This is a genomic window from Stenotrophomonas sp. ASS1 (assembly GCF_004346925.1).
GTDB classification, from domain to species: Bacteria; Pseudomonadota; Gammaproteobacteria; order Xanthomonadales; family Xanthomonadaceae; genus Stenotrophomonas; species Stenotrophomonas maltophilia_A.
In genome coordinates this window covers 1,660,857-1,687,445 of the sequence record NZ_CP031167.1, presented here as the reverse complement: position 1 = coordinate 1,687,445, position 26,589 = coordinate 1,660,857, and the positions used below count along the sequence as shown (strand labels likewise).

Below are 26,589 nucleotides of genomic sequence, written 5' to 3'. Positions count from 1 at the left end.
GCCGGCAACCTGGCATCTGCGCGATGCCGGCCAGCGGCCGGCACTACCACACTATTTCGTGCTTTCCTCGCGCTCCTGCACCTGCGCCTGGCGCAGCTCCTGTTCGGAGGCACGCAGCGCCTTCACGTCCAGTTTGCGGATGCTGTCGATGAAGCACGGCATGCGCGGCCCGCCGGTCGGGTCGCGCACCAGCACTTTGTCGAAACGCGCCGAAACACGGTTCATCTGGCTGGTCAGGCCGATGGCGGTGGCATACGGCAGGTCCTGGCAGGGACCTCTCAATTCCAGCAGATAGGCTTCGCTGGGACGGGTCCACACCGCCAGCGCGCTGTCGCCCAGCTCGGTCCAGCCATTGAGGCTGCCGAAGAACTGCATGTCGTTCTGCGGCGCGCCAGCATGGGAACGGTACAGGTCAAGTTTCTCGGCAGAGCTGAGCCGGCCGGTGGTCGCGCAGGCGGCCAGCGCCAGGCAGAGTCCGGCCATCAGGATCGGGGTCTTCATGGCGATCTCCTCGGGGAACTGTCGCCATCATGCGCCTGCGCAGACAACGCCGGCGCGAAAGCCAGCACCCCATTCAGCAGCCGGTCGGCGGCTCCTGGCCGGACCACGGTAGTCGCCAACCTTGGTTGGCGCTTGCCCTGCAAGAGCAGCCGACCAAGGTCGGCTTCCACCAAAGCGGGCCCGGCGCCTCAGACGTCGGCGTGGGCCAGCGCGTGCAGGCGCCCCTCGCGCAGCTCCAGCACCCGGTCCAGGCGCCGTGCCAGGCTGCGGTCGTGGGTCACCAGCACCAGGCTGGTATGCCGCGCACGATTCAGTTCCAGCATCAGCTCGAACACCGTCGCCGCGGTGCGGTCATCGAGGTTACCGGTCGGCTCGTCCCCGAGCACGCAGGCCGGATGATTGACCAGCGCACGCGCCACTGCGGCACGCTGGCGTTCGCCTCCGGACAGTTCGCCGGGCTTGTGGTCCAGGCGATGGCCAAGGCCGACCGCTTCCAGCAGCGTGGTGGCCCGGCTGCTCGCCTCGGCCACTGCAGTACCGGCCAGCAGCACCGGCATCATCACGTTTTCCAGCGCGGTGAACTCAGGCAGCAGGTGGTGGAACTGATAGACGAAGCCCAGCGCCTGGTTGCGCAGCAGGCCGCGCGCGGTATCGGACAGCGCTGACATGCGCTGGCCGGTCACATAGACCTCGCCGGCGGTCGGAATGTCCAGGCCACCCAGCAGGTGCAGCAGCGTACTCTTGCCGGCACCGGAAGCACCGATGATCGCCACCGTTTCGCCGGCGGTCACGGTCAGGTCCAGGCCATCGAACACCGGGGTCTGCATGCGTCCTTCGGCGTAGGTCTTGCCCAGTGCTTCGGCGCGGATCACTTCATCGCCGCGGTTGAAGACCTTATTCATAACGCAGGGCCTCCGCCGGCTGGGTGCGTGCTGCCCGCCAGGCGGGATACAGGGTGGCCAGGAAGCTCATCAGCAGCGCGACCACGGTGATCGCCACCACGTCGCCGGTCTGCATGTCGGTCGGCAGGCCGGTGATGTAGTACACATCCTCCGGCATCAGCTTGACGTTGAACACGCTCTCGATGGCACCGAGGATGCGCTCCAGATTGAGTGTGAGGGTGATGCCACCGATCAGGCCGGCCAGCGTGCCGAAGATGCCGATCAGCGAACCCTGCACCATGAATACCTGCATCACCCCGCCCGGCGTCAGGCCGAGCGTGCGCAGGATGGCGATGTCGGCCTGCTTGTCAGTGACCAGCATCACCTGCGAGGACACCAGGTTGAACGCGCCCATGGCGATGATCAGCGACAGCAGGATGCCCATCACCACCTTCTCCATGCGCAGCGAGTGGTAGAGGTTGGCGTTCTGCTGGGTCCAGTCACTCACGCGGTACGCACCACCGAGGTTCTGCGCGAGGTCCACGCCCACTTCCAGCGAGCGGTCCATGTCGTGCAGCTTCAGCCGCACGCCGGTGGCGCCATCGGAACGCAGCACGCGCTCCAGGTCCTTCATGTTGGCGAAGCCGACGCCGCGGTCGACCTCGTTGTAGCCGGCCTCGAAGATGCCGCTGACGGTGAAGCGTTTCATCCGTGGCACCGCACCGGCAGGCGTGCCCTGCACTTCGGCGAAGGTCACCAGCACCTGGTCGCCGACATCAACGCCCAGCCAGATCGCCAGTTCCTTGCCCAGAAGCAGGTTGAAGCTGCCCGGCGTGAGGCTGCCATAGCTGCCCTTGGTGACCTTCTTGTCGATCACCGATACCTTCGGCTCCAGCGCCGGATCGATGCCCTGGATGATCGCGCCCTGCACGCGCGGGCCGCTGATCATCGACTGGATCTCGATGTACGGCGCAGCACCGGCCACGCGTGGGTCCTTGCTGGCCACGTCGACTACGCGCATCCAGTCCGGCATCGGCTCGCCGTCGCGGCTGATGGTGGTGTGCGCGGTCATCTGCAGCAGGCGGCTGCGGATCTCCTTCTGGAAACCGCTCATCACGGCCAAGGTGGTGATCAGCACCGTGACGCCGAGCGCGATGCCCAGGATCGATGCCATCGAGATGAAGGAGATGAAGCCGTTGCGGCGCTTGGCGCGCAGGTAGCGCAGGCCAATGGCCACGGGAATGGGTTTGAACATGCAGGCACGCCGGTCAATTCAGCTTATGGTGCCATCGACCGGGGCCTACGGGAAACGCCACGTGCGGCCACGGCCAGTCGCAGTTCACGTCGCTGCCCGGAATCGAGCACATCCGGCCAGAACAGCAGGCGCCGGCGGCGCCGATCCTCACGCCAGAGCAACAACAGCCATGGACCACGCACGACCAGCTGGGGTGCATCGGCGTCCTGCCCGGCCACCTGCAGCGGCTCGGGCGGTGCCGGCAGAAGCACCTGCACGCGTGGCCTGCGCTGGCGCCAGGCCAGTTCGGCCAACCCGATGAACCAGGCCAGCACCACCGCGGGCATCAGCAACCGTGAAGGCAGATCCGATGCGCGCAGCAGCCAGGGCGCAGCCAGCAGCACCGCCAACTGGGCGGCGGCCTGCAGCCGCGAGGGGCGCCACTCAAGGCTTGAGGGCGAGGATCTTCTGCATGAGGGGGATCGCGTGCGCATGCGGGCAGGCCTCGTAGCCCATGAACCAGCGCCACAACTTATCGTCCTCGCAGTCGAGCAGGAACAGGAAAACCTCGCGCTCTTCGGTCGGCGCAGTGCTCCATTCGTGGTCCAGGTAGCGGCCGAACAGCTGGTCCAGCTCACGCATGCCGCGGCGGCAACGCCAGCGCAGCTTCTTCAGCAGAACGTCTTCTTCCATCATGTTTCTCCAGATACAGCAAAGCCACGCATGGCGTGGCTCTGCTGGGGTGGCACAGCCACGCGTGGCGTGGCTCTACCGGGTACAGCCAGGCCTGATCAGGCGCGGCGTTCCATCATCAGCTTCTTGATCTCGGCGATCGCCAGCGCCGGGTTCAGGCCCTTCGGGCAGGTCCGGGCGCAGTTCATGATGGTGTGGCAGCGGTACAGCTTGAACGGATCTTCCAGATCGTCCAGGCGCGCACCGGTGTCCTCATCGCGCGAGTCGATGATCCAGCGGTAGGCCTGCAGCAGGATCGCCGGGCCCAGGTAACGCTCGCCGTTCCACCAGTAGCTCGGGCAGCTGGTCGAGCAGCAGGCGCACAGGATGCACTCGTACAGGCCGTCCAGCTTCTTGCGGTCTTCCGGCGACTGCAGGCGCTCACGGTCCGGCGGTGCCGGGGTCTGGGTGCGGATCCACGGCTTGATCGAGGCGTACTGCGCGTAGAAGTGGGTCAGGTCCGGAACCAGATCCTTGACCACGTTCATGTGCGGCAGCGGGTAGATCGGCACTTCCTTCTTGCCGCAGTCCGAGATGGCTCGGGTGCAGGCCAGGGTGTTGGTGCCGTCGATGTTCATCGCGCACGAACCACAGATACCTTCGCGGCAGGAGCGGCGGAAGGTCAGGGTCGGGTCGATCTCGTTCTTGATCTTGATCAGGGCGTCCAGGACCATCGGGCCACAGGCGTCCAGATCGACTTCATAGGTATCGGTGCGCGGGTTGCTGTCGTCGTCCGGACTCCAGCGGTAGATCTTGAAGGTGCGCACGTTCTTGCCGCCGTTCTTGACGGGGAAGTGCTTGCCCTTCGTGATCTTGGAATTCTTGGGGAGTGAAAACTCGGCCATGGCTGCTCTCGTTGGCTCAGGCGGCCCGCGCCCGTGGGCGCGGATTGCATGGTAGGCGGGGTCGGATCAGTACACGCGCGGCTTCGGCGGCACTACGGACACGTCGTCGGTCAACGTGTACATGTGCACCGGACGGTAGTCGAAGCTGCACTTGCCCTTCTCGTCGACGCTGACCAGGGTGTGCTTCTGCCAGTTGACGTCGTCGCGGTCCGGATAGTCCTCGTGCGCATGCGCGCCGCGGCTTTCCTTGCGCTGTTCGGCCGAGTTGATCGTCGCCACCGCGTTGAGCAGCAGGTTGTTCAGCTCGTAGGTCTCGATCAGGTCCGAGTTCCAGACCAGCGAACGGTCGGAGACCTTCACGTCCTGGAACGAGTCGAAGATCTTGTCCATCTTCTCGCAGCCTTCCTTCAGCGTCTGGCTGGTGCGGAAGACCGCCGCGTCGGCCTGCATGGTGCGCTGCATGCGATCGCGGATGACCGAGGTCGGGGTATCGCCGTTGGCGTGGCGCAGCTTGTCCAGCAGGCCCAGCGCCTTGTCGCAGGCATCGGCCGGCAGCGGCTTGTGCGACGCGCCCGGCTTGATGGTCTCGGCGCAGCGGTTGGCCACTGCACGACCGAACACCACCAGGTCCAGCAGCGAGTTCGAGCCCAGGCGGTTGGCGCCGTGCACGGACACGCAGGCGGCTTCACCGATGGCGTACAGGCCCGGCACCACGGCATCCGGGTTGTCGCCATCCTTGCGCACCACTTCGCCGTGGTAATTGGTCGGGATGCCACCCATGTTGTAGTGCACGGTCGGAATGACCGGGATCGGCTGCTTGTGCACGTCGACGCCGGCAAAGATGCGGGCGCTCTCGGCGATGCCCGGCAGCTTCTCGTCGATCACGCCCGGGCCGAGGTGGGTCAGGTCGAGCAGGATGTGGTCCTTGTGCTCGCCGACGCCGCGGCCTTCGCGGATCTCGATGGTCATCGAACGGCTGACCACGTCGCGCGAGGCCAGGTCCTTGTAGTGCGGTGCGTAGCGCTCCATGAAGCGCTCGCCGCTGCTGTTGCGCAGGATGCCGCCTTCACCGCGGACACCCTCGGTGATCAGGCAGCCGGCGCCGTAGATGCCGGTCGGGTGGAACTGCACGAACTCCATGTCCTGCATGGCGATGCCGGCACGCATGGCCAGGCCGCCACCGTCGCCGGTGCAGGTGTGCGCCGAGGTGGCGCTGAAGTAGGCACGGCCGTAACCGCCGGTGGCCAGCACCACGCCCTGGGCGCGGAACAGGTGCAGGGTGCCGTCGGACATGTCCAGGGCCAGCACGCCGCGGCAGGCGCCTTCCTCGTCGAAGATCAGGTCGAGCGCGAAGTACTCGATCATGAAGCGCGCATCGTGCTTCAGCGACTGCTGGTACAGGGTGTGCAGCATCGCGTGGCCGGTACGGTCGGCCGCCGCGCAGGTACGCTGCGCCGCCGGGCCTTCGCCGTACTTGGTGGTCATGCCACCGAACGGACGCTGGTAGATCTTGCCTTCGGCGGTGCGCGAGAACGGCACGCCGTAGTGCTCGAGCTCGATGATGGCCGGGATGGCCTCACGGCACATGTATTCGATGGCGTCCTGGTCACCCAGCCAGTCCGAACCCTTGATGGTGTCGAAGAAGTGGTAGCGCCAGTCGTCCTCACCCATGTTGGCGAGTGCGGCCGAGATGCCGCCCTGGGCGGCAACGGTGTGCGAACGGGTCGGGAAGACCTTGGTCAGGCACACGGTCTGCAGGCCCTTGGCGGCCAGGCCGAACGTGGCGCGCAGGCCGGCGCCGCCGGCGCCGACCACGACCATGTCGTACTTGTGTTCGGTGATCTTGTAAGCGGACATCTAATCTGGATTCCTGTGTTGGTGCCTGGGCTCAGGCAACGCCGAGGGCGATGCGGCCCACCGCAAACACACTGACGATCATGCCGAGCACGGCGACGAACTTCACCGCGGTCTGCAGCACCAGAGCCAGCAGCGATTCGTGGATGTAGTCTTCCAGCACGACCTGCATGCCGAGCTGCGCGTGCCAGAACATGGCGATCAGCAGGCCGATCAGCGGCACCGCATTCCACGGCTTGGCCACGGCAGCGGCGGCAGTCGCGTAATCCGAGCCCAGCAGGCCCAGCACGAAGACCAAGAACCAGATGCCCAGCACCACCAGGGCGGCGGCGGTCAGGCGCTGGTGCACGAAGTGCTCGGTGCCGGTCTTGGCCGAACCGAGGCCGCGCACGTTCTTCAACGGGGTACGGAACTTGCTCACGCGGCACCTCCGAACATCACATAGGCCCACACCAGCAGGGTGATCACCAGGCTGCCGATGACCGAAAGCCAGCTGCTGCGGATGAAGGCGGGGATGCTGAAGCCGATGGCGAAGTCCTGCACCACGTGGCGGATGCCATTGCACAGGTGATAGGCGAACGACCATGTCCACGCGAACAGGAACACGCGGCCATACCAGGCCCCGGCATGGCCGGTGAAGCAGTTCCAGGACTCGGGCCCCATCATCAGGGCCAGCAGGCCGGCAGCGATGATGAGGGCACCAACAGACAGAAAGACGCCAGTGGCTCGATGCAGGATCGAGGTGGCCATCTGAATCTGCCAGCGATACACCTGAAGGTGCGGGGAAAGTGGGCGTTGTCTGGTCGCCATTCGCTGGGCTCGTTGTCTCGGCTGGGCGGCACGCGGCCGCGTTGGCTCAATGCTGATCAGAAATCGATGCAGCGTCCGTTTTTCTCCCAATCGCCATACCGCACCGGATCGAGTCCGCCGCGGCCGCCGAATTCCTCTGCTTTTTCCTGTTCCACGGGCACGGGTGCCGCGGGGACCAGCGGGGCTTCAGATTCGTCGTCGGGAGTGGGGGTTGTTTGGCCTATCATGTTCGGTCTCGCAACGCACAAATTTTAGACCTCGTTCACGTGCCTGACAACCTGCCCCCTGCTTTCGTCGGATATCCGCGCCTGCCCGGCCACCAGCTGCTGAGCCTGCAGGGCCCGGATGCGGCCGTCTTCGCCCACGCTCAGTTCAGCAGCGATGTCACCGCCCTGCCCCTGCTGCACTGGCAGTGGAGCGCCTGGTTGAGCGCCAAGGGCCGCACTCTGGCGGTGTTCCAGCTGCTTCGACTGGCGGACGACCACGTGATGCTGGTGCTGGCCGACGGTGATGCCGATGCGATTGCGTCGCAACTGCAGCGCTTCGTGTTCCGCCGCAAGGTAAAGGTGCAGGTGCGCAGCGATCTGGCCGTGGCCGGTGCGTTCACTGCGCCCGAAGCCGCCAGCGGCCCTGCGATTGCGCAGACCGCAGGTGACGGCTGGGAACTGGACCTGGGCAGCGACGCCCTGCCGCGGACCCTGCGCATTGGCAGCGCCGATGCCTTCGCCGCCGGCAGTGAAGCCGATGAGGCCGCTTTCGCACTGGCCTGGCGCCAGGCCGACCTGCGCTACGGCCTGCCCCGGCTGCAAGAAAGCCAGCGCGAAGTGTGGACCCCGCAGCAGCTGGGGTTGGACCGCCTGAACGGTTACAGCGTGAAGAAGGGCTGCTATCCGGGCCAGGAGATCGTCGCCCGCACCCACTTCCTCGGCAAGGCCAAGCGTGCGGTGCAGCTGCTGCATACCGCGGCACCGGCGCAGGCCGGCGATGGCGTGCAGCAGGATGGCGCAGCGCTGGGCACGATTGCCTGCGTGGCCGGCGACCTGGCACTGGCGGTGCTGCCGCTGGAAGCCAGCGACGCTGATCTGCAGGTGGGTGATGCGATCGCGCAGCGCATGCCGTTGCTGGATGGCCTGGCGCGCTGAGCCCGGTGGATGAAGGAATGGTAGTGCCGGCCGCTGGCCGGCACTACCCGTTACAGCCGCTCGCCGGATTCCGGGTTGAAGAAGTGCAGGCCCTGCGGGTGGATCGCCACGCGGATCTGCTCGCCCACCGCCGGCAGCGACTGCGGCGCCACGCGCATGGTCAGCGCGTGCTGGCCACTGCTCAGGTTGACGAAGATCTCGTTGCCGACCGGTTCGATGCCTTCAATGCGTGCGGCAAATGCATGCGCATCATCGGCACTGGCCGGCTGCAGGTGTTCCGGGCGCACGCCCACCGCGATCGGCTTCTGCAGCCACGCCGGGTCGATCGTGGCCTGGCCCAGCGGTGCCCGCCATTCGCCGTCGACCACGGTCACGCCACCGGCATCGCCCTGCAGCGTGCCACGCAGCACGTTCATCGCCGGGCTGCCGAGGAAACCGGCCACGAACAGATTGGCCGGGCGGTCGTACAGCGCCATCGGCGTATCGATCTGCTGGATGATGCCGTCCTTCAGCACCACGATGCGCTGGCCCAGGGTCATTGCTTCGACCTGGTCGTGCGTCACGTAGATCATGGTGGTGCCCAGCTTGCGATGCAGCTGCGCGATCTCGGTGCGCACGCTGTGGCGCAGCTTGGCGTCGAGGTTGGACAGCGGCTCGTCCAGCAGGAACACCGCCGGCTCGCGCACCAGTGCACGGCCCAGCGCAACACGCTGGCGCTGGCCACCGGACATCGCCTTGGGCAGCTTGTCCATCATCTCGGTCAGGCCCAGGGTCTGCGCTGCTTCGGCGATGCGCTTGTCGATGGTCGCCGTGTCATGCCCGCGCAGCTTCAGGCCGAAGGCCAGGTTCTCGGCCACGGTCATGTGCGGGTACAGCGCGTAGCTCTGGAACACCATGGCGATGTCGCGGTCCTTCGGCGCCACGTCGTTGACCACGCGATCACCAATGGTCAGCGTGCCGCCGCTGATCTCTTCCAGGCCGGCCACCATCCGCAGCAGGGTCGACTTGCCACAGCCGGACGGACCGACCAGCACCATCAGCTCGCCATCGGCGACCTCGAAGCTGGCGTCCTTCACCGCGACCTGGCCGTTGTCATAGACCTTGCGCACACCCTGCAACTGCACTTTTGCCATATCACCTATCCGGTCCGCCCGAAGCCGGGCTGTCTTTTGGGACTGCCTCGGCCCTCCCGATGGCAGTGATGATTGCGCGCCTGCCGCATGACGGCGAGCACTGCAATCGAATACAGTTGCCCATTCTGCCATGTAAACGTTTTCACGTGGCACTATCCGTTGATCGGTGCGCACCGATCTGCGTCGGCGGTTGAACGAAGGTTCTGCCGAAGCAGTGGTTTCGAATGGAACGGTCTTCCGCTACCCCGGAGATCGCACCTGACGAACCTCGGACAGGCAGTTGCGCGGATGTCCCCCGAACCCAGCCATGAAGCGATTGACAACGATGTCACCCGGATCTGAAACTCGAGCGATGCACGACACCCTCTTCCTGTTCGGTGCCACAGGTGATCTGGCCCAGCGCTACCTGTTCCCTTCGCTGCTTCGCCTGCTTGGCGACGGCCTGCTGCCGGAGGACTTCCGCATCCGTGCGCTGGCCCTGTCCGGGCATGACACCGAAGCCTTCCATGACATCCTGCGGCCGCGCCTGCAGCAGGCCATGCCGATGGCCACGCAGGACGACATCAGCGCCCTGCTGCGCCGCATCGACTATCGTTCGGTGGACCTGCGCGACGTCGACTCGGTTGCCGCCGCGGTCTCCGACCTGGTGCACCGCAAGTGCGTCAGCTACCTGGCCATTCCGCCGGGCCTGTACATCTCCACCTGCGAAGGCCTGGCCAAGGGTGGCGCCCTCGCCGCACCGGCACGCCTGATGCTGGAGAAGCCGATCGGCAGCGACAGCGAGAGCGCCGAGGAAATCATCAGCACCATCGGCCAGTGGATCGACGAGGACCGCGTGTTCCGCCTCGACCACTACCTGGGCAAGGCCGCAGTGCAGAACCTGATCGCGCTGCGCTTCGGTAACACGCTGCTGGAAGCGGTATGGAACCGCAACTACATCGAATCAGTGCACATCCTGGTGGCCGAGAGCGAGGGCGTGGATGGCCGCGACGCCTACTACGCCCGCTCCGGCGCGCTGCGCGACATGGTGCAGAGCCACATCCTGCAGCTGCTGTGCATGGTGGCGATGGAGCCGCCGGCCTCGCTGGAAGCCGATCGCATCCGCGACGAGAAGGTCAAGGTGCTGCGCGCGCTGCGTCCGCTCGATGCCAGGCACGCCGCGCGTGACAGCATCCGCGGCCGCTACACCGCCGGCACCATCAACGGCCAGCCGGCGCAGGCCTACCAGCCGCCGGAAGGCAGCGACGTGGAAACCTTCGCCGGGGTCACCGCGCACATCGACAACTGGCGCTGGAGCGGCGTGCCGTTCCACTTGGTCACCGGCAAGCGCCTGCCCGAGCGCACCACCCGCGTGGTGGTCACGCTGAAGCCGGTCACCCACTGGCTGTTCGAGCGCCCGCAGCGCGCCCAGGCCGCACCGAACCGCCTGGTGTTCCAGCTGCAGCCGCAGGAGAACATCGAACTGGGCCTGATGAGCAGCCTGGCCGGCCCGGAATGGGGCGCGCTGGAACTGCATCCGCTGGAACTGGAACTGTCGGTGCCGACCGGCCTGCATCGCCGCATCGCGTACGAACGCCTGTTCCTGGATGCGTTCAACGGCAACCACACCTTGTTCGTGCGTGACGACGAAGTGCGCGCCGCCTGGGCGTGGATCGACAGCGTCGCCGACGCCTGGAAGGATGCCAAGCTGCCTCTGGAACCCTACCCCGCCGGCCAGTGGGGCCCGGCCAACGCGGGCGAGTTCCTGCCGCAGGGCGTGGACGCGCCGGACAGCGGAGCGTCGGCATGAGTGCCAGCTCGCAGCCGGTGCTGGTCGCCGACATCGGCGGTACCAACGCCCGCTTCGCCCTGGCCGACACCTCGCAGGACGCACCGCTGCAGAAGGACAGCATCCGCGAGTACGCGGTGGCGGAGTTCCCGTCGCTGGGTGATGCCGCGCGCCACCATCTGGAACAGATCGGCGCCACGGCCAGCCGCGGCGTGTTCGCGGTGGCCGGTCGCGTCGACGGTGACGAAGCGCGCATCACCAACCACCCGTGGGTGATCTCGCGCAGCCGCACCGCCGCCATGCTCGGCTTCAACGAGCTTCACCTGATCAACGACTTCGCCGCACAGGCGATGGCGATTTCGCTGCTGCAGCCCGATGACGTGGTCCAGGTCGGCGGTGCCGCCTGGGTGCCGGGCAAACCCGGCCAGCCGCGCAACTACGCGGTGATCGGGCCGGGTACGGGCTTGGGTGTCGGTGGCCTGATCCTGCGCCACGGCCGCTGCTACCCGCTGGAAACCGAAGGCGGCCATGTCAGCTTCCCGCCGGGAACGCCGGAGGAGATCCGCATCCTGGAGATCCTGTCCGAACAGTTCGGCCGCGTCTCCAACGAGCGCCTGATCTGCGGCCCTGGCCTGGTCAACATCCATCGCGCGGTATGCGAGATGGCCGGCATCGATCCGGGCCAACTGCAGCCGGTGGACGTGACCGCCCGCGCCCTGCACGGTGACCCGCAGGCGATGCGCACCGTCGATGTGTTCTGCGCCGTGTTCGGCGCCATCGCGGGCGACCTGGTGCTGACCCAGGGCGCGTGGGACGGCGTGTTCCTGACCGGCGGGCTGACCCCGAAGATGCTCGATTCGCTGCAGCACTCTGGGTTCCGCCAGCGCTTCGAACACAAGGGCCGCTTCTCCTCGATCATGGCGCGGGTGCCCTCGTTGGCCGTGATGCACCCCCACGCCGGACTACTGGGCGCCGCCGCCTATGCCGCCGACGCCGAACGTGACGCACCTGGAGTTGCCGCATGAGCCCCACCACCTTCCACGACGACCGCATCGAGTTCATCCAGCACGGCGATGCCGATGGCTGGATCGAGGCGGTGGCCGCCGAGATGGCGCAGACCCTCAACCACGACATCAACGAAGTGGGCCGCGCCCGCATCCTGTTGTCCGGCGGCACCACGCCGGCACCGGTGTACCAGGCGCTGGCCGAACTGGACGTGCACTGGGACCGCGTGGAAGTGAGCCTGGCCGATGAGCGCTGGCTGTCGCCGCAGGATCGCGACAGCAATGCCTGGCTGGTGCGCGAGAATCTGCTCAAGCGCGCCGAAGGTGCGCATTTCGATCCGCTGGTGCGCATCGGCAAGCCGCTTCCGGAATGCGTGTACACCGCCAACCTGCAGGCGCAGCACAGCCAACCGCCGAGCCTGGTGGCGCTGGGCATGGGCAACGACGGCCACACCGCCTCGCTGTTCCCCGGCTCGAAGGACCTGGCCCGCGCACTGGAAAGCACCCTGCCCTACGCGGCGCTGGATGCCACCGGCTGCCCGGGCGCGAACCAGTGGCCGCTGCGCATCACGCTGACCCCGCATGGCCTGCGCCAGTGCCGCCAGCGCCTGCTGCTGCTGCGCGGCAAGCAGAAGCTGCAGGTACTGCGCCAGGCGCTGGACAGCAATGACGCCCAGCAGTACCCCATCCTCAATGCGATCAACCTGGAAGGCGCGCGCCTGCGCGTCCACTGGGCTGATTGATGTTGGCGGCGGCGCCGTGCCGCCGCTTGCCTCTCGCCACCACGAACGCCGGTAGCCAATGAGCCTCCATCCGCAACTGCAAGCCATCACTGAGCGTGTCATCCGCCGCAGCGCCGCCTCGCGCGCCGCCTACCTGGCCGCGATCGACGCCTCCCTGCGTGAAGGCCCGTTCCGCAGCCGCCTGAGCTGCGGCAACCTCGCCCACGGGTTCGCCGCCTGCGGCGGCACCGACAAGAGCCGCCTACGCGGCGGCGTGACGCCGAACCTCGGCATCATCACCGCCTACAACGACATGCTGTCGGCGCACCAGCCGTTCGAGACCTATCCCGAGCAGATCCGCGAGATCGCCCGCGAGCTGGGCGCCACCGCACAGGTGGCCGGCGGCGTGCCGGCGATGTGCGACGGCGTCACCCAGGGCCGCGGCGGCATGGAACTGTCACTGTTCTCGCGCGATGTGATCGCGCAGGCCACCGCGATCGGGCTCAGCCACGATATGTTCGACACCACTGTCTACCTCGGTGTGTGCGACAAGATCGTGCCGGGCCTGCTGATCGGTGCGCTGGCCTTCGGCCATCTGCCGGCGGTGTTCGTGCCGGCCGGCCCGATGACCCCGGGCATCCCGAACAAGCAGAAGGCCGAAGTGCGCGAGCGCTATGCCGCTGGCGAAGCCACCCGCGAAGAACTGCTGGAAGCGGAGTCCGCGTCGTACCACGGCGCCGGCACCTGCACCTTCTACGGCACTGCCAATTCCAACCAGGTACTGCTGGAAGCGATGGGCGTGCAGTTGCCGGGCGCATCGTTCGTCAATCCAGGCACGCCGTTGCGCGACGCCCTCACCCGTGAAGCCACCGAGCGCGCGCTCGACATCACGGCACTCGGCGACGACTTCCGCCCGTTGGGCCGGATCATCGACGAGCGCGCGATCATCAACGCGGTCATCGCACTGATGGCCACCGGCGGTTCGACCAACCACACCATCCACTGGATCGCGGTGGCGCGTGCGGCCGGCATCGTGCTGACCTGGGACGACTTCGACGAGCTGTCACAGCTGATTCCGCTGCTGGCCCGCGTCTACCCGAACGGCGAAGCCGATGTAAACCGCTTCGCCGCAGCAGGCGGCCCGGCCTTCGTGTTCGGCGAACTGATCAAGGCCGGCCTGATGCACGGCGACCTGGTCAGCGTGGCGCGTGGCGGCATGGCCGACTACGCACGCGAACCGCAGCTGCGCGACGGCAAGCTGGTCTACCTGCCGGGCCTGGAACGCAGCGCCGATGACGAAGTGGTGCGTGGCGTCGACAATCCGTTCGAACACCAGGGTGGCCTGCGCCTGCTGCGCGGCAACCTCGGCAAGTCGCTGATCAAACTGTCGGCGGTGAAGCCGCAATACCGCACGATCGAAGCACCGGCGGTGGTGGTCGATGCGCCGCAGGTGTTGAACAAGCTGCATGCCGGCGGCCTGTTGCCCGAGCATTTCGTGGCGGTGGTGCGTTACCAGGGCCCGCGTGCGAACGGCATGCCGGAGCTGCATTCGCTGGCGCCGCTGCTGGGCCTGCTGCAGAACCAGGGCCGGCGCGTGGCGCTGGTCACCGACGGCCGCCTGTCCGGCGCCTCGGGCAAGATTCCTGCGGCGATCCATGTGACGCCGGAAGCGGCGCGGGGTGGTCCGCTGGCCAAGGTTCGCGAGGGCGACATGATCCGCCTCGATGGCGAGGCCGGCACGCTGGAAGTGCTGGTGGACGCAGCCGAATGGGCTGCACGTCCGCTGGCGCCGAACACCGCGCCTGCCGCGCATGATCTGGGCCGCAACCTGTTCGCGATCAACCGTCGTGTGGTGGGTCCGGCCGACCAGGGTGCGATTTCGATTTCGTGCGGGCCGGCGGCGGCTGATGGTGGGCCGTGGGAGTACGACGCGGAATACGAGCTGGGGCACGATGCCGCGGCGGCGGCGGCGCCGCATGAGGCGAAAGACGCCTGAAGCGAAAAGCCGCGGCAGGCTTCCCGGCTTGGGCAGTAGAGCGCCCTGGCCGGGACACGCCGTAAACCCATCCATGGGGGCTCGATCGCGGCATCCATGCCGCTCACGGTCCCGGCCAAGGCGCTCTACTGCCCTTGGACAATTCCCGGCGCGTCATTTGCGCTGCGGCCACTGAATCAAGAAGAGCAAAGGCAAGGGCAAAAGCATGGGTATCGAACAACATCAGGTGAAGGCGGCGGAGCTGTTGCGTGCGGCGGGCATCCTGCCGGTGGTGACGATTCATACGCTGGACCAGGCGCGTGCGGTCAGCGCGGCGCTGCTGGAAGGTGGCTTGCCGGCCATCGAGCTGACCCTGCGTACGCCAGTGGCAATGGAAGCGCTGGCGATGCTCAAGCGTGAGCTGCCGGACGTGGTGGTGGGTGCCGGTACGGTGCTGACCGTGGAGCAGATGCAGCAGTCCATCGATGCGGGTGCGGATTTCCTGGTGACCCCGGGTACGCCGCCGGCGCTGGCTGATGCACTGGCCGCTGCGCCGCTGCCGGTGGTGCCGGGTGCGGCAACGCCGACCGAGCTGCTGTCGCTGTATGCGCGCGGCTTCCGCGTGTGCAAGCTGTTCCCGGCCACGGCCGTGGGCGGGCTGGCGATGATCAAGGGCCTGGCCGGCCCGGTTGCCGACCTCAAGCTGTGCCCGACCGGCGGCATCACCGAAAACACCGCCGCCGAGTACCTCGAGCAGAAGAACGTGGTCTGCATCGGTGGTTCGTGGATGGTGCCGGGCAACTGGATCGCCAACGGCGAATGGGACAAGGTGCGCGCCAGCGCCGCCGACGCCGCGAAGATCATCAAGCGCGTGCGCGGCCACTGAGCCCGACAAAGGGGTAGAGCCGAGCCCACGCTCGGCTCCGGCATCATCAAGGGTCAGAGCCCTTTCCCACCGGGAAAGGGATCCGACCCCGGGCGACGAGCGCGCACAGCGCGCGACCCGCTCCTGCTCTTCCTTCTTCACATTCCGCGGTGGACGCGCACGGAACCTGTCCGTGGCCCTGCGGAGGGATTGCGCAGGGGCGTAAGCGCCATGGATGGCGCGCCCGAGCCTCCAGGGATGGATTCACGGCGTCCCCTGCGCAATCCCTCCGCAGGGCCAACCCCACGAATCCTGCCGCACACCGCGAGGGGCTCAGCCGTTGGCCGAAACCCTTACAGCGGCCGTGCCGGATCCACCAGCCCGTACTGGCTGGCCATCCGCGCCAACGCGATGTTGTCGTGGATCCCCATCTTCTCGAACAACCGCGCCTTGTGCGTGTTCACCGTCTTCGCACTCAGGCTCAGCCGCCGCGCGATGTCTTCCTGGCGCAGGCCCTGGGTCAGCAGCAACGCCACCTCCAGCTCGCGCGGGGACAGGCTGTCGAACGGCGAACCGTTGCCTTCCACCGTCGACAGCGCCAGGTTCTGCGCGATGCTGGTGCCCAGGTAACGGCGGCCGCCGGCCACGTCACGCACCGCGCGCAACAGCTCCTGCGCATCGCAGCCCTTGCCGATGTAACCGGCGGCGCCAGCCTCGAGCAGCCGCTTCGGCAGCGGGCCATCTTCCAGCACCGACACGATCACCACGCGGGTATTGCGGTGGCTGCGCACGATGCGCTCGGTCACTTCCATGCCGCTCACACCCGGCAGGTGCAGGTCACACAGCACCACATCGGGCAGCAGCTGGCGGACTTCACGCAGCGCGTCTTCGCCGGTCTCGGCTTCGCCCACCACCTCGATGTCGGTTTCCCCCGACAGAATCATCTTCATCCCGGTGCGGACCAGCGCGTGGTCATCCACCAGGTAGACTCGAATCGTCATTCACGTACCTCTTCGAATGCGGCCATTGCAGGTCAAGCTAGGCAGGGTGCCGATACCCCTGCAAGCGCGTTCGGAATGCGACCCCGGCAATCCGCCTTGCGCATCACACTACCGCGCGTTGTGCTTGCCCCCTGTCTTGCAGAACCTGCTGCAACGAAACAACTGATCTATCACGTAGACGTCCCTCAAGGGCCATCCACGTCAATCCCCCTGTGATGATGCTTCGCTGGCCTTCGCTGGCGGCGAGCCGTGACGTCGCCATGGGTGCCGGCGACTGAACATGACCAGATAGCACCCTACCACCCAAACCAGCGCGGCACACCATCCGGCCAGGATATCGGAGGGGTAATGCACCCCCAGGTAGACCCGGGACACGCTGACCAGCAGGCTGAATGCCGGTGCCAGCAGCAGCACCGGCCAGCGCCAGCGGGTGTTCCAGGCCAGCAGTACCAGGGTCACTGCCAGGGTCATCGAGCCCATCGCATGGCCGCTGGGGAAGCTGAACGTCGATTCCGGCGCGATCGATTCCCACAGGCTGGGGCGCTGGCGCTGGAAGAAGTGCTTGCTGCCCATGTTCAGCAGCGCCGAGCCGACGAAGCTGACCGCCACGAAGGTCGCCTCGCGCCAACGCCGGTAGCCCAGCAGCACGCCGATGATCAGCACGTCGGCCGGGATCAGGAACCATTCGTAGCCCAGTCTGGAAATGAGCACGAAGAAGCGGTCCAGCAGCGGCGAATGCAGGCCATGCATCTGCCACAGCAGCGGCGCATCGAAATGGAACGATTCAAACTCGTGCACCTCGTCAGCCAGGGCGACGAAGCCGGCCAGCGGCAGCAGCACGCCACCGAACAGCAGGACCAGGCGCCAGGCATTGCGCGCCATCCAGTGGCGGAAGCCGGAGGCGGACTCCGGTGCAGCGAGGATCGCAGGCTTATCCGGCGCTTCGGACATACTTGTGTTCGACGTAATCGTCGATCAGGGCGACGAATTCCTGGGCGATGTTGTCGCCACGCAGGGTCACCTTCTTTTCGCCATCGACGAACACCGGCGCTGCAGGCGTTTCACCCGTGCCGGGCAGCGAGATGCCGATATTGGCATGGCGCGACTCACCCGGTCCGTTGACGATGCAGCCCATCACCGCCAGGGTCATGTTCTCCGCACCCGGGTGGTGGATCTTCCACAGCGGCATCTTCTCGCGCACGTGGTTCTGTACCACCTTGGCCAGCTCCTGGAAGAACTCGGAGGTGGTGCGGCCGCAGCCCGGGCAGGCCGTGACCAGCGGCGTGAAGGCGCGCTGGCCGGTGGTCTGCAGCAGCTCCTGGGCGACGATCACTTCCTGCGTACGCGACTGGCCCGGTTCCGGGGTCAGCGAGATGCGGATGGTGTCACCGATGCCCTCCTGCAGCAGCACGCTCAGCGCCGCGGACGAGGCGACGATGCCCTTGCTGCCGATTCCGGCCTCGGTCAGGCCCAGGTGCAGGGCGAAATCCGAGCGCTGGGCCAGGTCGCGGTACACCGCGATCAGCTCCTGCACGCCACTGACCTTGGCCGACAGCACGATGCGGTCGCGCGGCAGGCCGAGCTCCACCGCCTGCTCTGCCGAATCCAGCGCCGAGCGGATCAGCGCCTCGCGCAGCACGCGGCCGGCGTCCCAGGGCTGCTCACGCAGGTTGTTCTCGTCCATCAGCTTCGCCGCCAGGGCCTGGTCCAGCGAGCCCCAGTTGGCGCCGATGCGCACCGGCTTGTTGTAGCGGATCGCGAACTCGATCAACTGGGCGAACTGCAGATCCTTCTTCTTGCCGAAGCCGACGTTGCCCGGGTTGATGCGGTACTTGGCCAGTGCTTCGGCACAGGCCGGTTCGGCGGTCAGCAGCTGATGGCCGTTGTAATGGAAGTCACCGATCAGCGGCACGTCGATGCCCATCATCGCCAGCTTGTCGACAATGCGCGGGATCGCCGCAGCCGCTTCCACGGTATTGACGGTCAGCCGCACCATTTCCGAACCCGCACGCCACAACTCGGCCACCTGCTTCACGCTGGAGGCCACGTCGGAGGTATCGGTGTTGGTCATCGACTGCACCACGACCGGCTTGCCTCCGCCTACGGTGACCCCGCCGATCTGGACGGCATGGGTCTGGCGGCGGGGCCAGGCAGTGGCATCGGAAGGGGGCGTCGGGCGGGTAACGGCGTCGTGCATGGGCGCATTCTACCGCCCGCCTCCGCATTCCGGGTGACTCGCATTCAGCCGGCGGCACGGCTGCGGCCGATTGTCGCAGGCACGGTCACGCGTGAACGCATACGATGAGCGTGAATGACCGGTCCCGACGCCCCGTTTCTCCGAACCCTGTGCAGCCTGCGCTGGCTTGCCGTAGGTGGCCAGGCCGCCACCATCCTGGTTGCCACCTGGGTGCTGGGCCTGCCGTTGCCGCAACTGCCATTGTGGGCGGGCGTGGCCGTGCTGACCCTGTTCAACATCTACACCCAGCTGCGCCCGGAGGCGGCCGACACCGCGCCACTGACCGCGTTCGGCCACATTCTGGTGGACGTGATCATCCTGACCTGGATGGTGGGCTGGAGTGGCGGCATGGCCAACCCGTTCAGTTCGCTGTTCCTGATCCTGATCGCGCTCGCCGCGTTCGCCCTGCCCCTGCGCTGGGCACTGGCGGTGGCGCTGGCCTGCCTGCTCGGCTACGCCGCCAGCGGCATCTTCGGCCAGTCGCTGCCGGATGGCTATTTCCGCGCCCAGGACCTCAACCGCTGGGGCGTGGTCGCCAATTTCCTGATTTCCGCAGCGGTCGTGCTGACCTTTTCCACCCGCCTGGCACTGGCGCTGCGCCAGCGCGAACTGGAACTGTCGGCCCTGCGCGAACGCTTCGCCCGCAACGAGGGCATCGTCGCCCTGGCCACCCATGCCGCCTCGGTGGCGCATGAGCTGAACACGCCGCTGGCGACCATGACCCTGCTCGCCGATGACGTCGCCGAGCGTAGCGAAGAGCCCGAAGTACGCGAAGACATGGAAACCCTGCGCGAGCTGCTGGTGCAGTGCCGCGAGCGCGTGCTGGCGCTGGCCGCACCGGCCTCGGCCGATGCACCGGGTCGCAGCCACTCCAGCGCCCAGCAGGTACTGGAACAGTGGCGCCTGGTGCGGCCGACCATCGACCTGCATCGCAATGACGATGCGCCGCTGCGGCTGCCACTCGACCCGGGCGTGGGCCATCTGCTGATGGTCCTGCTCAACAATGCCGCCGATGCCGGCGAGCAGGCCGGCCGGCCGCGCGTGGACCTGGACCTGCGCATCGAAGGCGACGACCTGATCGGCGAAGTCCGCGACTACGGCCACGGCTTCGACGCCCGTGCTGCGGTGCTGCCGGGCAAGCTGTTCGGCAGCAGCAAAAGCGAGGGCATGGGCGTCGGCCTGGCCCTGTCCCATGCCACCATCGAACGCCTCGACGGCGAGATGTGGATGCGCCCGGCCCAGGGGGCCGGCAGCCGCGTCGGCTTCCGCCTGCCGCTGACCCCACGTGAGGACACCCCATGAGCCTTCATCACTCCACCCTGGGCCTGCTGGTCGACGACGACGAGCTGTACCTGCGCACCCTGCAGCGCAGCCTGGCCCGCAAGGGGCTTGAAACGCAGACCGCACAGGATGCCGCCAGTGCGCTGGCGCTGGCCCGCCAGCATCCGCCGGCGTTCGCGCTGATCGACCTGAAGCTGGGCAGCGATTCCGGCCTGGCACTGATCCAGCCGCTGCGTGCCCTGCGCGCGGACATGCGCATCCTGCTGGTGACCGGCTACGCGAGCATCGCCACCGCCGTGGAGGCGATCAAGCTCGGTGCCGACGACTACCTGCCGAAGCCGGCCACGGTGCCGATGATCCTGCGCGCGCTCGGCGAGGAAGACGACGGCCCGGCCGACGATGGTGAAATGGAAGTACCTGATGCGATGACGCCGATCAGCCGCCTGCAGTGGGAACACATCCAGCAGGCGATGCACGAGACCGGCGGCAACGTGTCCGCAGCCGCCCGCCTGCTCGGCATGCACCGGCGTTCGCTGCAGCGCAAGCTGGCCAAGCGGCCAAGCCCGGAACGCGATCCCAGCCGTTGATCGCCGGACCCGTCCGGCTCAGACCTCGGCCAGCACTGCTCGGTCCTGCGCGGCGCTGGAGCGCGACGCCGACGCATCGACCCGCGCCGCTACCGTCTCCTGCAGCAGCGGCGACGGCAGCGTGCAGGCCGGATGCATGCGCAGGAAGCCATAGATCGTCCCTGCCAGACCGATCATCAGGCCCGGAGTAAAGGCCGCGCGGGTCAACCCGCCGACCATGCCCTGGTGCTCCTCGATCGAAGAAACGATCTCGATGGCGGCCTCGTCCTGCGGATAGGGACATCCCTCCGGATCCAGCGCAGCCGCCAGCACCAGCAACTCCCGGGTGGACACATCGCCATGGCACAGGGTGTGGCTGAACCCCCATTTGCCGCGCGCGTCGGCCACAGCCCGCCGCATGTCACGCAACTGCGCGGGATCGCCGGTGCGGGCGTACAGATCCGCCGCCGCCAGACCGATGCCAACACTGCCATGGCACCAGGTCGGGAAATTCTTCTGCCCGTCCTCCAGGTGGATATCGCGCCAGCGTCCGGTATGCGTCTCGAACAGCGCCGCCTGGAACGCAAATGCTCCTTCGGCCAGCTGCCGCCAGGCGGCCCGCTCAGGCAGGCTGCCGGCATCCGAACGCGCCAGCCGTGCCAGCGCCCAGCCCATGCCCATCGCGCCGTGGCCAAAGCCACCGATCGGCTCGCGGAACTGTGGCGTCGGCCAGCGTGCGCCGTCGGCATCGACGATCGCTGCTTCCTGCATGCGGCGCCCGGCTGCAGCCGCCAACTCCAGCCAGCGCGATCTGCCGGTGGCCTCGGCCAGCGCCAGCAACGGCAGGATCATGCCGGACACGCCATCAATCAGTTCGAATTTCACCGGCCCCTGGAAACCACGACGTTCCACTCCTTCCGCACAGCGCTCGGCCAGCGCGAGCAGTGCGGGGCGCTGCAGCAGATCATGCAATGCCAGCAGGGTCCAGATCTGCGAGCCCGAGCCGACGAAACCACCATCGATCCCGGCGGGATGGCGCTCGCACATGGTCTGGAACACCGCAATGGCGCCTTCGATGGCCGGATCCAACCCAGCCACCGGATCGGCACGTCCCTGCTCCACTTCCCGGCGGTAGGCCGCCAGCGCGAACGCAATGCCTCCCAGCCCGAAATACAGGTCGGGCTGCACCGGCTGGACGGTCCATCCTGTGCGGGTCACCTCGGGCGTGATCCAGGTCATCGAACCGTCTTCACCGTGCACGGCAAGCCGCAGAAGATTCTCCACCGCGTGTGCCGCAAGCGTTCGTCGGCGCAGGTCCAGATCGTCCGCGCGAGGCTGCTGCGCGGCGTAGCTATAGCCGGACCGAGCCTCGGCGCGGGCCAGCGCGTGCTGGTTCAGGTCGGTGGCCACCAACGTGCTGCGGATGGTCACGTCTTCGAGGTCGATGCGCATCGCACGCCAGTTGTCGGCGATGGAGCGGATGCGGGTCGCGTCCAGCTGTGAAGTGAAGATCGGAATGTCACCGTGGCGCAGGTCGTCCACTTCTCCACGTACGGTTTCCAGGTCCGATGGCGCAGCCGGTGACACCGCTGCATTGCGCACCAGCAGATCGATCGCGCGTTCAACCGCCTGGGCTTCGTTGTGCAGCGATGCCGGATGCCAGAGCATCCGCCCGAGCTCGGCGTAGGCCATGGTCGGCCGCCGCACATCGCGCACCTGGCAGCCCTCGAAAGCCGCCAGGAGTGGCATCAGTTCACCCTTCGCATCGAGCGCGCGCAGGCGCCCACTGGCGTCGATGAAGCCCTCGCTGATGTGATCCCAGTACAACGACACATCGGGCTGCGCGCTGGGATGATTCTGCGCAACGGAGACCTCGGCCTCAACCATGCCCAAGCGGGCCGGTTCCGTCCCGTCCTCGACAATCACCGGCACCTGTACCCGCGGCTGCTCGCCCGGCAGTGCGCCGGCTGCGGACAGATCCACGCCCTCCATCCCCAGGCCGGCAGTACGGAACGGCACGATTCCGGTACGCAGCACTGAATTACGCATCAGCTTGACGGCGGTGTCGTACGCATCGCCAAGCCCTGATGGCTCGATGTCGATTACCCGGGAGAACACGCTTTCGGCGTCGACCACGACCGGCACCGGCCCGACCGCGATCAGATTCTCCAGATGGATGTCGGTGCCACCGACCAGGCGCAGGATTGCCAGCCAATGGCCAAGACCGCGGTAGTAGGCACGCAGTTCAAGGTCATCGGCACAGTAGCGGTGCGCGGCGAAGGCGGCCCAGCCGTGGCTGCAACGATCAATCACCTTCGGCACGCATACGCGGTCAGGGCCGTCACCGAAGACCGTGGACAACAGGCCATCAAGCGTCGCATCGATGCGCAATGAGCGTGGCTTGTACATCACCGTGCCGCCATCGAACTGCAGCCGTGCCACAGTCCGGCCGCCACCATGCAGGTCACCGCGTCCCAATGCAACGGCATGCAGCGTGCCCGCCGGCGCACCCAGCAACTCTGCCAGCGCCGCACGATCGCTGCCGATGCGAACAGCGAGCTCCACCACAGCCGCACATTGTCCTTCGAGCATGCGCGTCAGGCGCGGCAGCAGCACCGGATAGCGTCGCTGCAGATGCGTGCGGAAGCCCTCGCTGGTGGCCAGGGCAACGAATTCGTCCAGCACCCCAGCGCTGTCAAGCGGGCCGATGTCACCGCTGCGCGCAGCGGCGTGCAGTTCCAGCAGCAGCACGCGGTTGAGCTTGAGCTGGGCATGCTCACGCAGTGCCGCATCGCCCCGTGCATGCAGCAGATCGCGCTCGCCAGGCTGCAGAGCAATGGCGGGATCATGCAGGCCGGCAACCAGCGCAGCGCGCGCCTGGGCAAGGAAATGTTCGGTGATGCACGCAAACGCGGCCGCAGCCGGAGAAGCGGTCATTACGCCCCCTGCGAGATATCGAGAGTCTGTTCCAGTCGCCGGCACGCAGCTGCACGCCTCTGCGTGCCGGCTCGGGTTACATCAGCAACACAGGCAGTGGTTGATCACCGATACCGTGGTGGTGCACTCGTTGGTGCCCCCGGTGATCATGGTGTCCGAAGCTCCGGTGAGGGCCGCTTCGGTGGCTGCCGCACCGTAGATGAACAGCGAACCCGCAGGGTTGGCACACCCATCCACATCGTCCGAGCCATTGAGCCAGCCGGACACAACATCGTCGTTCAGATCCATTCGCAATCTCCTGTCATTCACAACATGAGGCGTTGAGGACATGGATCGATTCCACGTCCCTTCGGATACGGCCAGTCCCTGGCATCAACATCATGCTGCGAGCGATACTGGATGACAGGTACAGCCGCCCGTGCACACTGCATCCGCGTGCGAAGTGCGTCAAGCTGCGCTGCGGCAGGGCGCACGAATACGCTGCACGTGCGGTACGGAAGTGACGTGGAATGAGTGGCCGCGCCGCCACTCCTGCGCGACCGGATCGAAGGCAACCGCAGAGGCATCGGATGGCCGGCCGGCGCCGGCACATCCGCAGGCCGGGTCAGCCCTTCAGCTGCGCCAGGATCTCGCGGGTCATCGGATCGGCAATCGCCACATCCTCACCCTGCAGCGCCGGCAACAGGCCACTGGCCAACTGCTTGCCAAGCTCGACACCGAACTGGTCGAAGGCATTGATGTTCCAGATCACCGACTGCACGTACACGGCGTGTTCGTACATGGCGATCAGCGCACCCAGCGCCTGCGGGGTCAGCGCATCGAGCAGGATCAGCGTGCTCGGGCGGCCGCCCGGGTAATCACGGTGCGGGTCGTCGCTGCTCTGGCCATTGGCCAGTGCTTCGGTCTGCGCCAGCAGATTGGCCAGCAGGGCCTGATGATTGATCGTGTAGGGATCGTCGTTGTGTACGCAGCCGATGAAGTCGGCCGGAACGATGCTGGTACCCTGATGCAGTGCCTGGAAGAAGCTGTGCTGCACATCGGTGCCCGCGCCGCCCCACCACACCGGCACGGTGTCGGTGGTGACCGGCTGGCCGTCACGCTGCACGCGCTTGCCCAGGCTTTCCATCACCAGCTGCTGCAGGTAGGCCGGCAGCAGCGCCAGGCGCTGGTCGTAAGTCATCACCGCATGCGTGGCATGGCCCAGCACGTTGCGGTTCCAGATGTCGGTCAGGCCGTGCAGCACCGGCAGGTTGCGCTCCAGCGGTGCATCCAGCGCGTGCGCATCCATCTGCGCGGCGCCTTCCAGCATCTGCTCGAAGCGCTGGAAACCGATCGCAAGCGCGATCGGGAAACCAACGGCCGACCACAGCGAATAACGGCCACCGACCCAGTCCCACATCGGCAGTACGCGATCGGCGGCGATCGCGAAGGCCTTGGCGGCGCGATCCGGATTGGCGCTGACTGCATACAGGCGCTCGCTGCCACCCAGCCAGTCGTGCAGGATCTGGCCGTTGAGCAGGGTTTCCTGCGTACCGAAGGTCTTGGAGATGAGGATGCCGGCGGTCTTCGCCGGATCCAGCGTGGCCAGCGTGCGCTGCATGGCGGCGCCGTCCACGTTCGATACGAAATGCACGCGCAGGCGCGCGCCGGTGACCGGGCGCAACGCATCGGCGACCAGGCGCGGACCGAGATCGGAACCACCGATGCCGACGCTGACCACGTCAGTGACGCCGCTGTCTTCCAGCGCACGCACCAGCACGCCCATGCGCTGGCGGATGTCGCGCGCGGTGGCATAGGCCTCGGCTGCAACCGGCGCATCGACCACGTCGCCGCGCAGCGCGGTATGCAGCGCGGCGCGACCTTCAGTCAGGTTGACCTGCTCGCCACGGAACAAGCGGGTGATGGCACCACCGACATCACGGTCGGCGGCCAACGTGAGCAGGGCCTGCAACGCCGCGGCATCGTATCTCTGCCGCGCGAAGTTGACGTACAACGGACCGACCCGCAGCGCCAGGTCCTGCACGCGGCCAGGTTCGGCGGAGAGCAGGCTGGGAATGCTTGCGCCCTTCAGGCGCTGGGCGTGGGAATGCAGCGAGTCGAATCCGTTGTTCGTTGTCATGCGGCCTGGGTCGGGATCGTGTCGTTGGTGTGGGAGATCTGGTTCTTGCCATCAACGTACACCAGCTTCGGCTTGAAGCTGTCAGCTTCCTGCTCGGTCATGCTGGCGAACGCGGCGATGATGATGATGTCACCGACCTGCACGTGGCGCGCAGCACCACCGTTGAGCGAGACAACGCCGCTGCCGGCTTCGGCGCGGATGGCGTAGGTCGAGAAGCGCGCACCGTTGGTCACGTCCCAGATGTGCACCTGCTCGAACTCGCGGATGCCGGTGGCAGCCAGCAGGTTGTCATCGATGGCGATCGAGCCTTCGTAGTTCAGCTCGGAATGGGTGACGGTGGCGCGGTGGATCTTGGTCTTGAGCAGGGACAGGTGCATGGGGGCGCTGCAACGGCAAAGGAAAGAGCGGATTCTAGCACCCGCTTGGCCATCGTCAGGGGGCCGCAGCAGGACGCTGAAGGCTGTTCAGGCCCCCTCCCCCGGCAACGCTGGCGGCATGGGGCCAACGCTAGCTGCCAGCGACAGGCGAAACACCGCATGGAACGCCCAGCCGGCCACCGCACCGAAGCCCCCGGCAGCCAGCACTGACAGGCCATAGCTGATCACATCGAAGGTGTCGACATAGCGCAGGCGCTGCAGCAGCGGGCCGCTGTCGTCGCCCGGCCAGGCACAGGTGGCCATGGCCAGCGCGCCCAGGCCAAACCCCACAAGGACGAAACCGACCCGGCGCAGGCGCTGCTGAGACTGCAGGATCAGCGCCATCGGCAACAGCACGGCAATGGCATTGCAGACCGCCAGTACGAACATCAGCCCGCCACCGATCAGGGCCGGCACCGGTGTACGCCCGAGGTCCAATGCGAACAGCAGGCCGCCGAACAGCTGCGCCGGCAGCATGCCGGCGGCCAGCACCGCCAGGATCGAGGCCTGGGCAAGACGGCCGGTATCAGTGCTGGGGGTCTTCATTTCCGGTCTCCCGTCCGTGGG

At 66.9% G+C, this 26,589-nt stretch carries 27 protein-coding genes; 8 read left to right on the top strand and 19 right to left on the bottom strand.

Annotated features, from left to right (window positions below; all coding sequences use genetic code 11):
• Positions 1-51: 51 nt before the first annotated feature.
• The 10 genes from MG068_RS07930 to MG068_RS07885 all read right to left on the bottom strand — a co-directional run bounded on the left by MG068_RS07930 (position 52) and on the right by MG068_RS07885 (position 7,084).
• Complete coding sequence (locus tag MG068_RS07930) at positions 52-501, bottom strand: DUF6491 family protein (protein ID WP_132809819.1); 450 nt, start codon at positions 499-501, stop codon at positions 52-54.
• 188 nt (positions 502-689) lie between these two features.
• A complete protein-coding gene (gene lolD / locus MG068_RS07925; RefSeq protein WP_005409083.1) occupies positions 690-1,403 on the bottom strand; it encodes a lipoprotein-releasing ABC transporter ATP-binding protein LolD in 714 nt (237 codons plus the stop codon).
• Complete coding sequence (locus MG068_RS07920; protein WP_132809818.1) at positions 1,396-2,637, bottom strand: lipoprotein-releasing ABC transporter permease subunit; 1,242 nt, start codon at positions 2,635-2,637, stop codon at positions 1,396-1,398. Before MG068_RS07920 ends, lolD begins: the two co-directional genes overlap by 8 nt.
• 23 nt (positions 2,638-2,660) lie before the next feature.
• A complete protein-coding gene (locus MG068_RS07915) occupies positions 2,661-3,110 on the bottom strand; it encodes a hypothetical protein (RefSeq protein WP_107432900.1) in 450 nt (149 codons plus the stop codon).
• Positions 3,061-3,309, bottom strand: a complete 249-nt coding sequence (locus MG068_RS07910; RefSeq protein ID WP_005409080.1) for an FAD assembly factor SdhE — start codon at positions 3,307-3,309, stop codon at positions 3,061-3,063. The genes MG068_RS07915 and MG068_RS07910 overlap by 50 nt, the downstream gene beginning before the upstream one ends.
• Before the next feature lie 98 nt (positions 3,310-3,407).
• A complete protein-coding gene (locus tag MG068_RS07905; protein WP_005409079.1) occupies positions 3,408-4,193 on the bottom strand; it encodes a succinate dehydrogenase iron-sulfur subunit in 786 nt (261 codons plus the stop codon).
• 66 nt (positions 4,194-4,259) lie between these two features.
• Positions 4,260-6,050: a succinate dehydrogenase flavoprotein subunit gene (gene sdhA, locus MG068_RS07900; protein WP_132809817.1), complete on the bottom strand. Its 1,791-nt coding sequence runs from the start codon at positions 6,048-6,050 to the stop codon at positions 4,260-4,262.
• Between the two features lie 31 nt (positions 6,051-6,081).
• Positions 6,082-6,468, bottom strand: a complete 387-nt coding sequence (gene sdhD / locus MG068_RS07895) for a succinate dehydrogenase, hydrophobic membrane anchor protein (RefSeq protein WP_005409077.1) — start codon at positions 6,466-6,468, stop codon at positions 6,082-6,084.
• Positions 6,465-6,857 carry a succinate dehydrogenase, cytochrome b556 subunit gene (gene sdhC / locus MG068_RS07890; protein ID WP_024958620.1) on the bottom strand — a complete coding sequence of 131 codons (393 nt, stop codon included), beginning with the start codon at positions 6,855-6,857 and terminating at the stop codon, positions 6,465-6,467. Before sdhC ends, sdhD begins: the two co-directional genes overlap by 4 nt.
• Before the next feature lie 56 nt (positions 6,858-6,913).
• Positions 6,914-7,084: a DUF1674 domain-containing protein gene (locus MG068_RS07885; protein WP_005409075.1), complete on the bottom strand. Its 171-nt coding sequence runs from the start codon at positions 7,082-7,084 to the stop codon at positions 6,914-6,916.
• 39 nt (positions 7,085-7,123) lie between these two features.
• On the opposite strand from MG068_RS07885, the gene ygfZ reads away from it, so the two are divergent.
• Positions 7,124-7,999: a CAF17-like 4Fe-4S cluster assembly/insertion protein YgfZ gene (ygfZ, locus tag MG068_RS07880; protein ID WP_132809816.1), complete on the top strand. Its 876-nt coding sequence runs from the start codon at positions 7,124-7,126 to the stop codon at positions 7,997-7,999.
• Between the two features lie 50 nt (positions 8,000-8,049).
• Here the strand turns inward: ygfZ and MG068_RS07875 are convergent, their stop codons facing one another.
• Positions 8,050-9,132: an ABC transporter ATP-binding protein gene (locus tag MG068_RS07875; RefSeq protein WP_132809815.1), complete on the bottom strand. Its 1,083-nt coding sequence runs from the start codon at positions 9,130-9,132 to the stop codon at positions 8,050-8,052.
• Between the two features lie 352 nt (positions 9,133-9,484).
• On the opposite strand from MG068_RS07875, the gene zwf reads away from it, so the two are divergent.
• The 5 genes from zwf to MG068_RS07850 all read left to right on the top strand — a co-directional run bounded on the left by zwf (position 9,485) and on the right by MG068_RS07850 (position 15,487).
• Complete coding sequence (zwf, locus tag MG068_RS07870) at positions 9,485-10,921, top strand: glucose-6-phosphate dehydrogenase (protein WP_132809814.1); 1,437 nt, start codon at positions 9,485-9,487, stop codon at positions 10,919-10,921.
• Positions 10,918-11,925 carry a glucokinase gene (gene glk / locus MG068_RS07865; RefSeq protein WP_049400948.1) on the top strand — a complete coding sequence of 336 codons (1,008 nt, stop codon included), beginning with the start codon at positions 10,918-10,920 and terminating at the stop codon, positions 11,923-11,925. The genes zwf and glk overlap by 4 nt, the downstream gene beginning before the upstream one ends.
• Complete coding sequence (pgl, locus tag MG068_RS07860; protein WP_012510707.1) at positions 11,922-12,647, top strand: 6-phosphogluconolactonase; 726 nt, start codon at positions 11,922-11,924, stop codon at positions 12,645-12,647. The genes glk and pgl overlap by 4 nt, the downstream gene beginning before the upstream one ends.
• Before the next feature lie 58 nt (positions 12,648-12,705).
• Complete coding sequence (gene edd / locus MG068_RS07855) at positions 12,706-14,622, top strand: phosphogluconate dehydratase (protein ID WP_132809813.1); 1,917 nt, start codon at positions 12,706-12,708, stop codon at positions 14,620-14,622.
• 205 nt (positions 14,623-14,827) lie between these two features.
• On the top strand, positions 14,828-15,487 hold the full coding sequence (locus MG068_RS07850) for a bifunctional 4-hydroxy-2-oxoglutarate aldolase/2-dehydro-3-deoxy-phosphogluconate aldolase (protein ID WP_004153124.1): 660 nt from the start codon (positions 14,828-14,830) through the stop codon (positions 15,485-15,487).
• A 332-nt stretch (positions 15,488-15,819) separates the two neighbouring features.
• Here MG068_RS07850 and MG068_RS07845 read toward each other — a convergent pair whose 3' ends face one another.
• From MG068_RS07845 to ispG, 3 genes are all read right to left on the bottom strand, one after another.
• Positions 15,820-16,467 (bottom strand): response regulator, encoded by a 648-nt coding sequence (locus MG068_RS07845; RefSeq protein ID WP_004153112.1) that lies wholly within the window; start codon positions 16,465-16,467, stop codon positions 15,820-15,822.
• 201 nt (positions 16,468-16,668) lie between these two features.
• Positions 16,669-17,418: a phosphatase PAP2 family protein gene (locus MG068_RS07840; protein ID WP_032128858.1), complete on the bottom strand. Its 750-nt coding sequence runs from the start codon at positions 17,416-17,418 to the stop codon at positions 16,669-16,671.
• A complete protein-coding gene (gene ispG / locus MG068_RS07835; protein ID WP_106467705.1) occupies positions 17,399-18,664 on the bottom strand; it encodes a flavodoxin-dependent (E)-4-hydroxy-3-methylbut-2-enyl-diphosphate synthase in 1,266 nt (421 codons plus the stop codon). Before ispG ends, MG068_RS07840 begins: the two co-directional genes overlap by 20 nt.
• 114 nt (positions 18,665-18,778) lie before the next feature.
• Between ispG and MG068_RS07830 the strand changes: the two genes are divergently transcribed.
• A complete protein-coding gene (locus MG068_RS07830; protein ID WP_032128856.1) occupies positions 18,779-20,005 on the top strand; it encodes an ATP-binding protein in 1,227 nt (408 codons plus the stop codon).
• Positions 20,002-20,571 (top strand): response regulator transcription factor, encoded by a 570-nt coding sequence (locus MG068_RS07825; RefSeq protein WP_012510702.1) that lies wholly within the window; start codon positions 20,002-20,004, stop codon positions 20,569-20,571. The genes MG068_RS07830 and MG068_RS07825 overlap by 4 nt, the downstream gene beginning before the upstream one ends.
• Positions 20,572-20,589: 18 nt before the next feature.
• Here MG068_RS07825 and MG068_RS07820 read toward each other — a convergent pair whose 3' ends face one another.
• From MG068_RS07820 to MG068_RS07800, 5 genes are all read right to left on the bottom strand, one after another.
• Complete coding sequence (locus MG068_RS07820) at positions 20,590-23,487, bottom strand: type 2 lanthipeptide synthetase LanM family protein (protein ID WP_132809812.1); 2,898 nt, start codon at positions 23,485-23,487, stop codon at positions 20,590-20,592.
• An 81-nt stretch (positions 23,488-23,568) separates the two neighbouring features.
• Entirely contained in the window at positions 23,569-23,775 is a 207-nt protein-coding gene (locus MG068_RS07815; RefSeq protein ID WP_010484314.1) for a DUF6229 family protein, read from the bottom strand.
• A gap of 316 nt (positions 23,776-24,091) precedes the next feature.
• Complete coding sequence (pgi, locus tag MG068_RS07810) at positions 24,092-25,606, bottom strand: glucose-6-phosphate isomerase (protein ID WP_132809811.1); 1,515 nt, start codon at positions 25,604-25,606, stop codon at positions 24,092-24,094.
• Complete coding sequence (gene panD / locus MG068_RS07805; RefSeq protein WP_032128853.1) at positions 25,603-25,983, bottom strand: aspartate 1-decarboxylase; 381 nt, start codon at positions 25,981-25,983, stop codon at positions 25,603-25,605. Before panD ends, pgi begins: the two co-directional genes overlap by 4 nt.
• An 87-nt stretch (positions 25,984-26,070) precedes the next feature.
• Positions 26,071-26,568, bottom strand: a complete 498-nt coding sequence (locus MG068_RS07800; RefSeq protein WP_132809810.1) for a hypothetical protein — start codon at positions 26,566-26,568, stop codon at positions 26,071-26,073.
• Positions 26,569-26,589 lie beyond the last annotated feature (21 nt).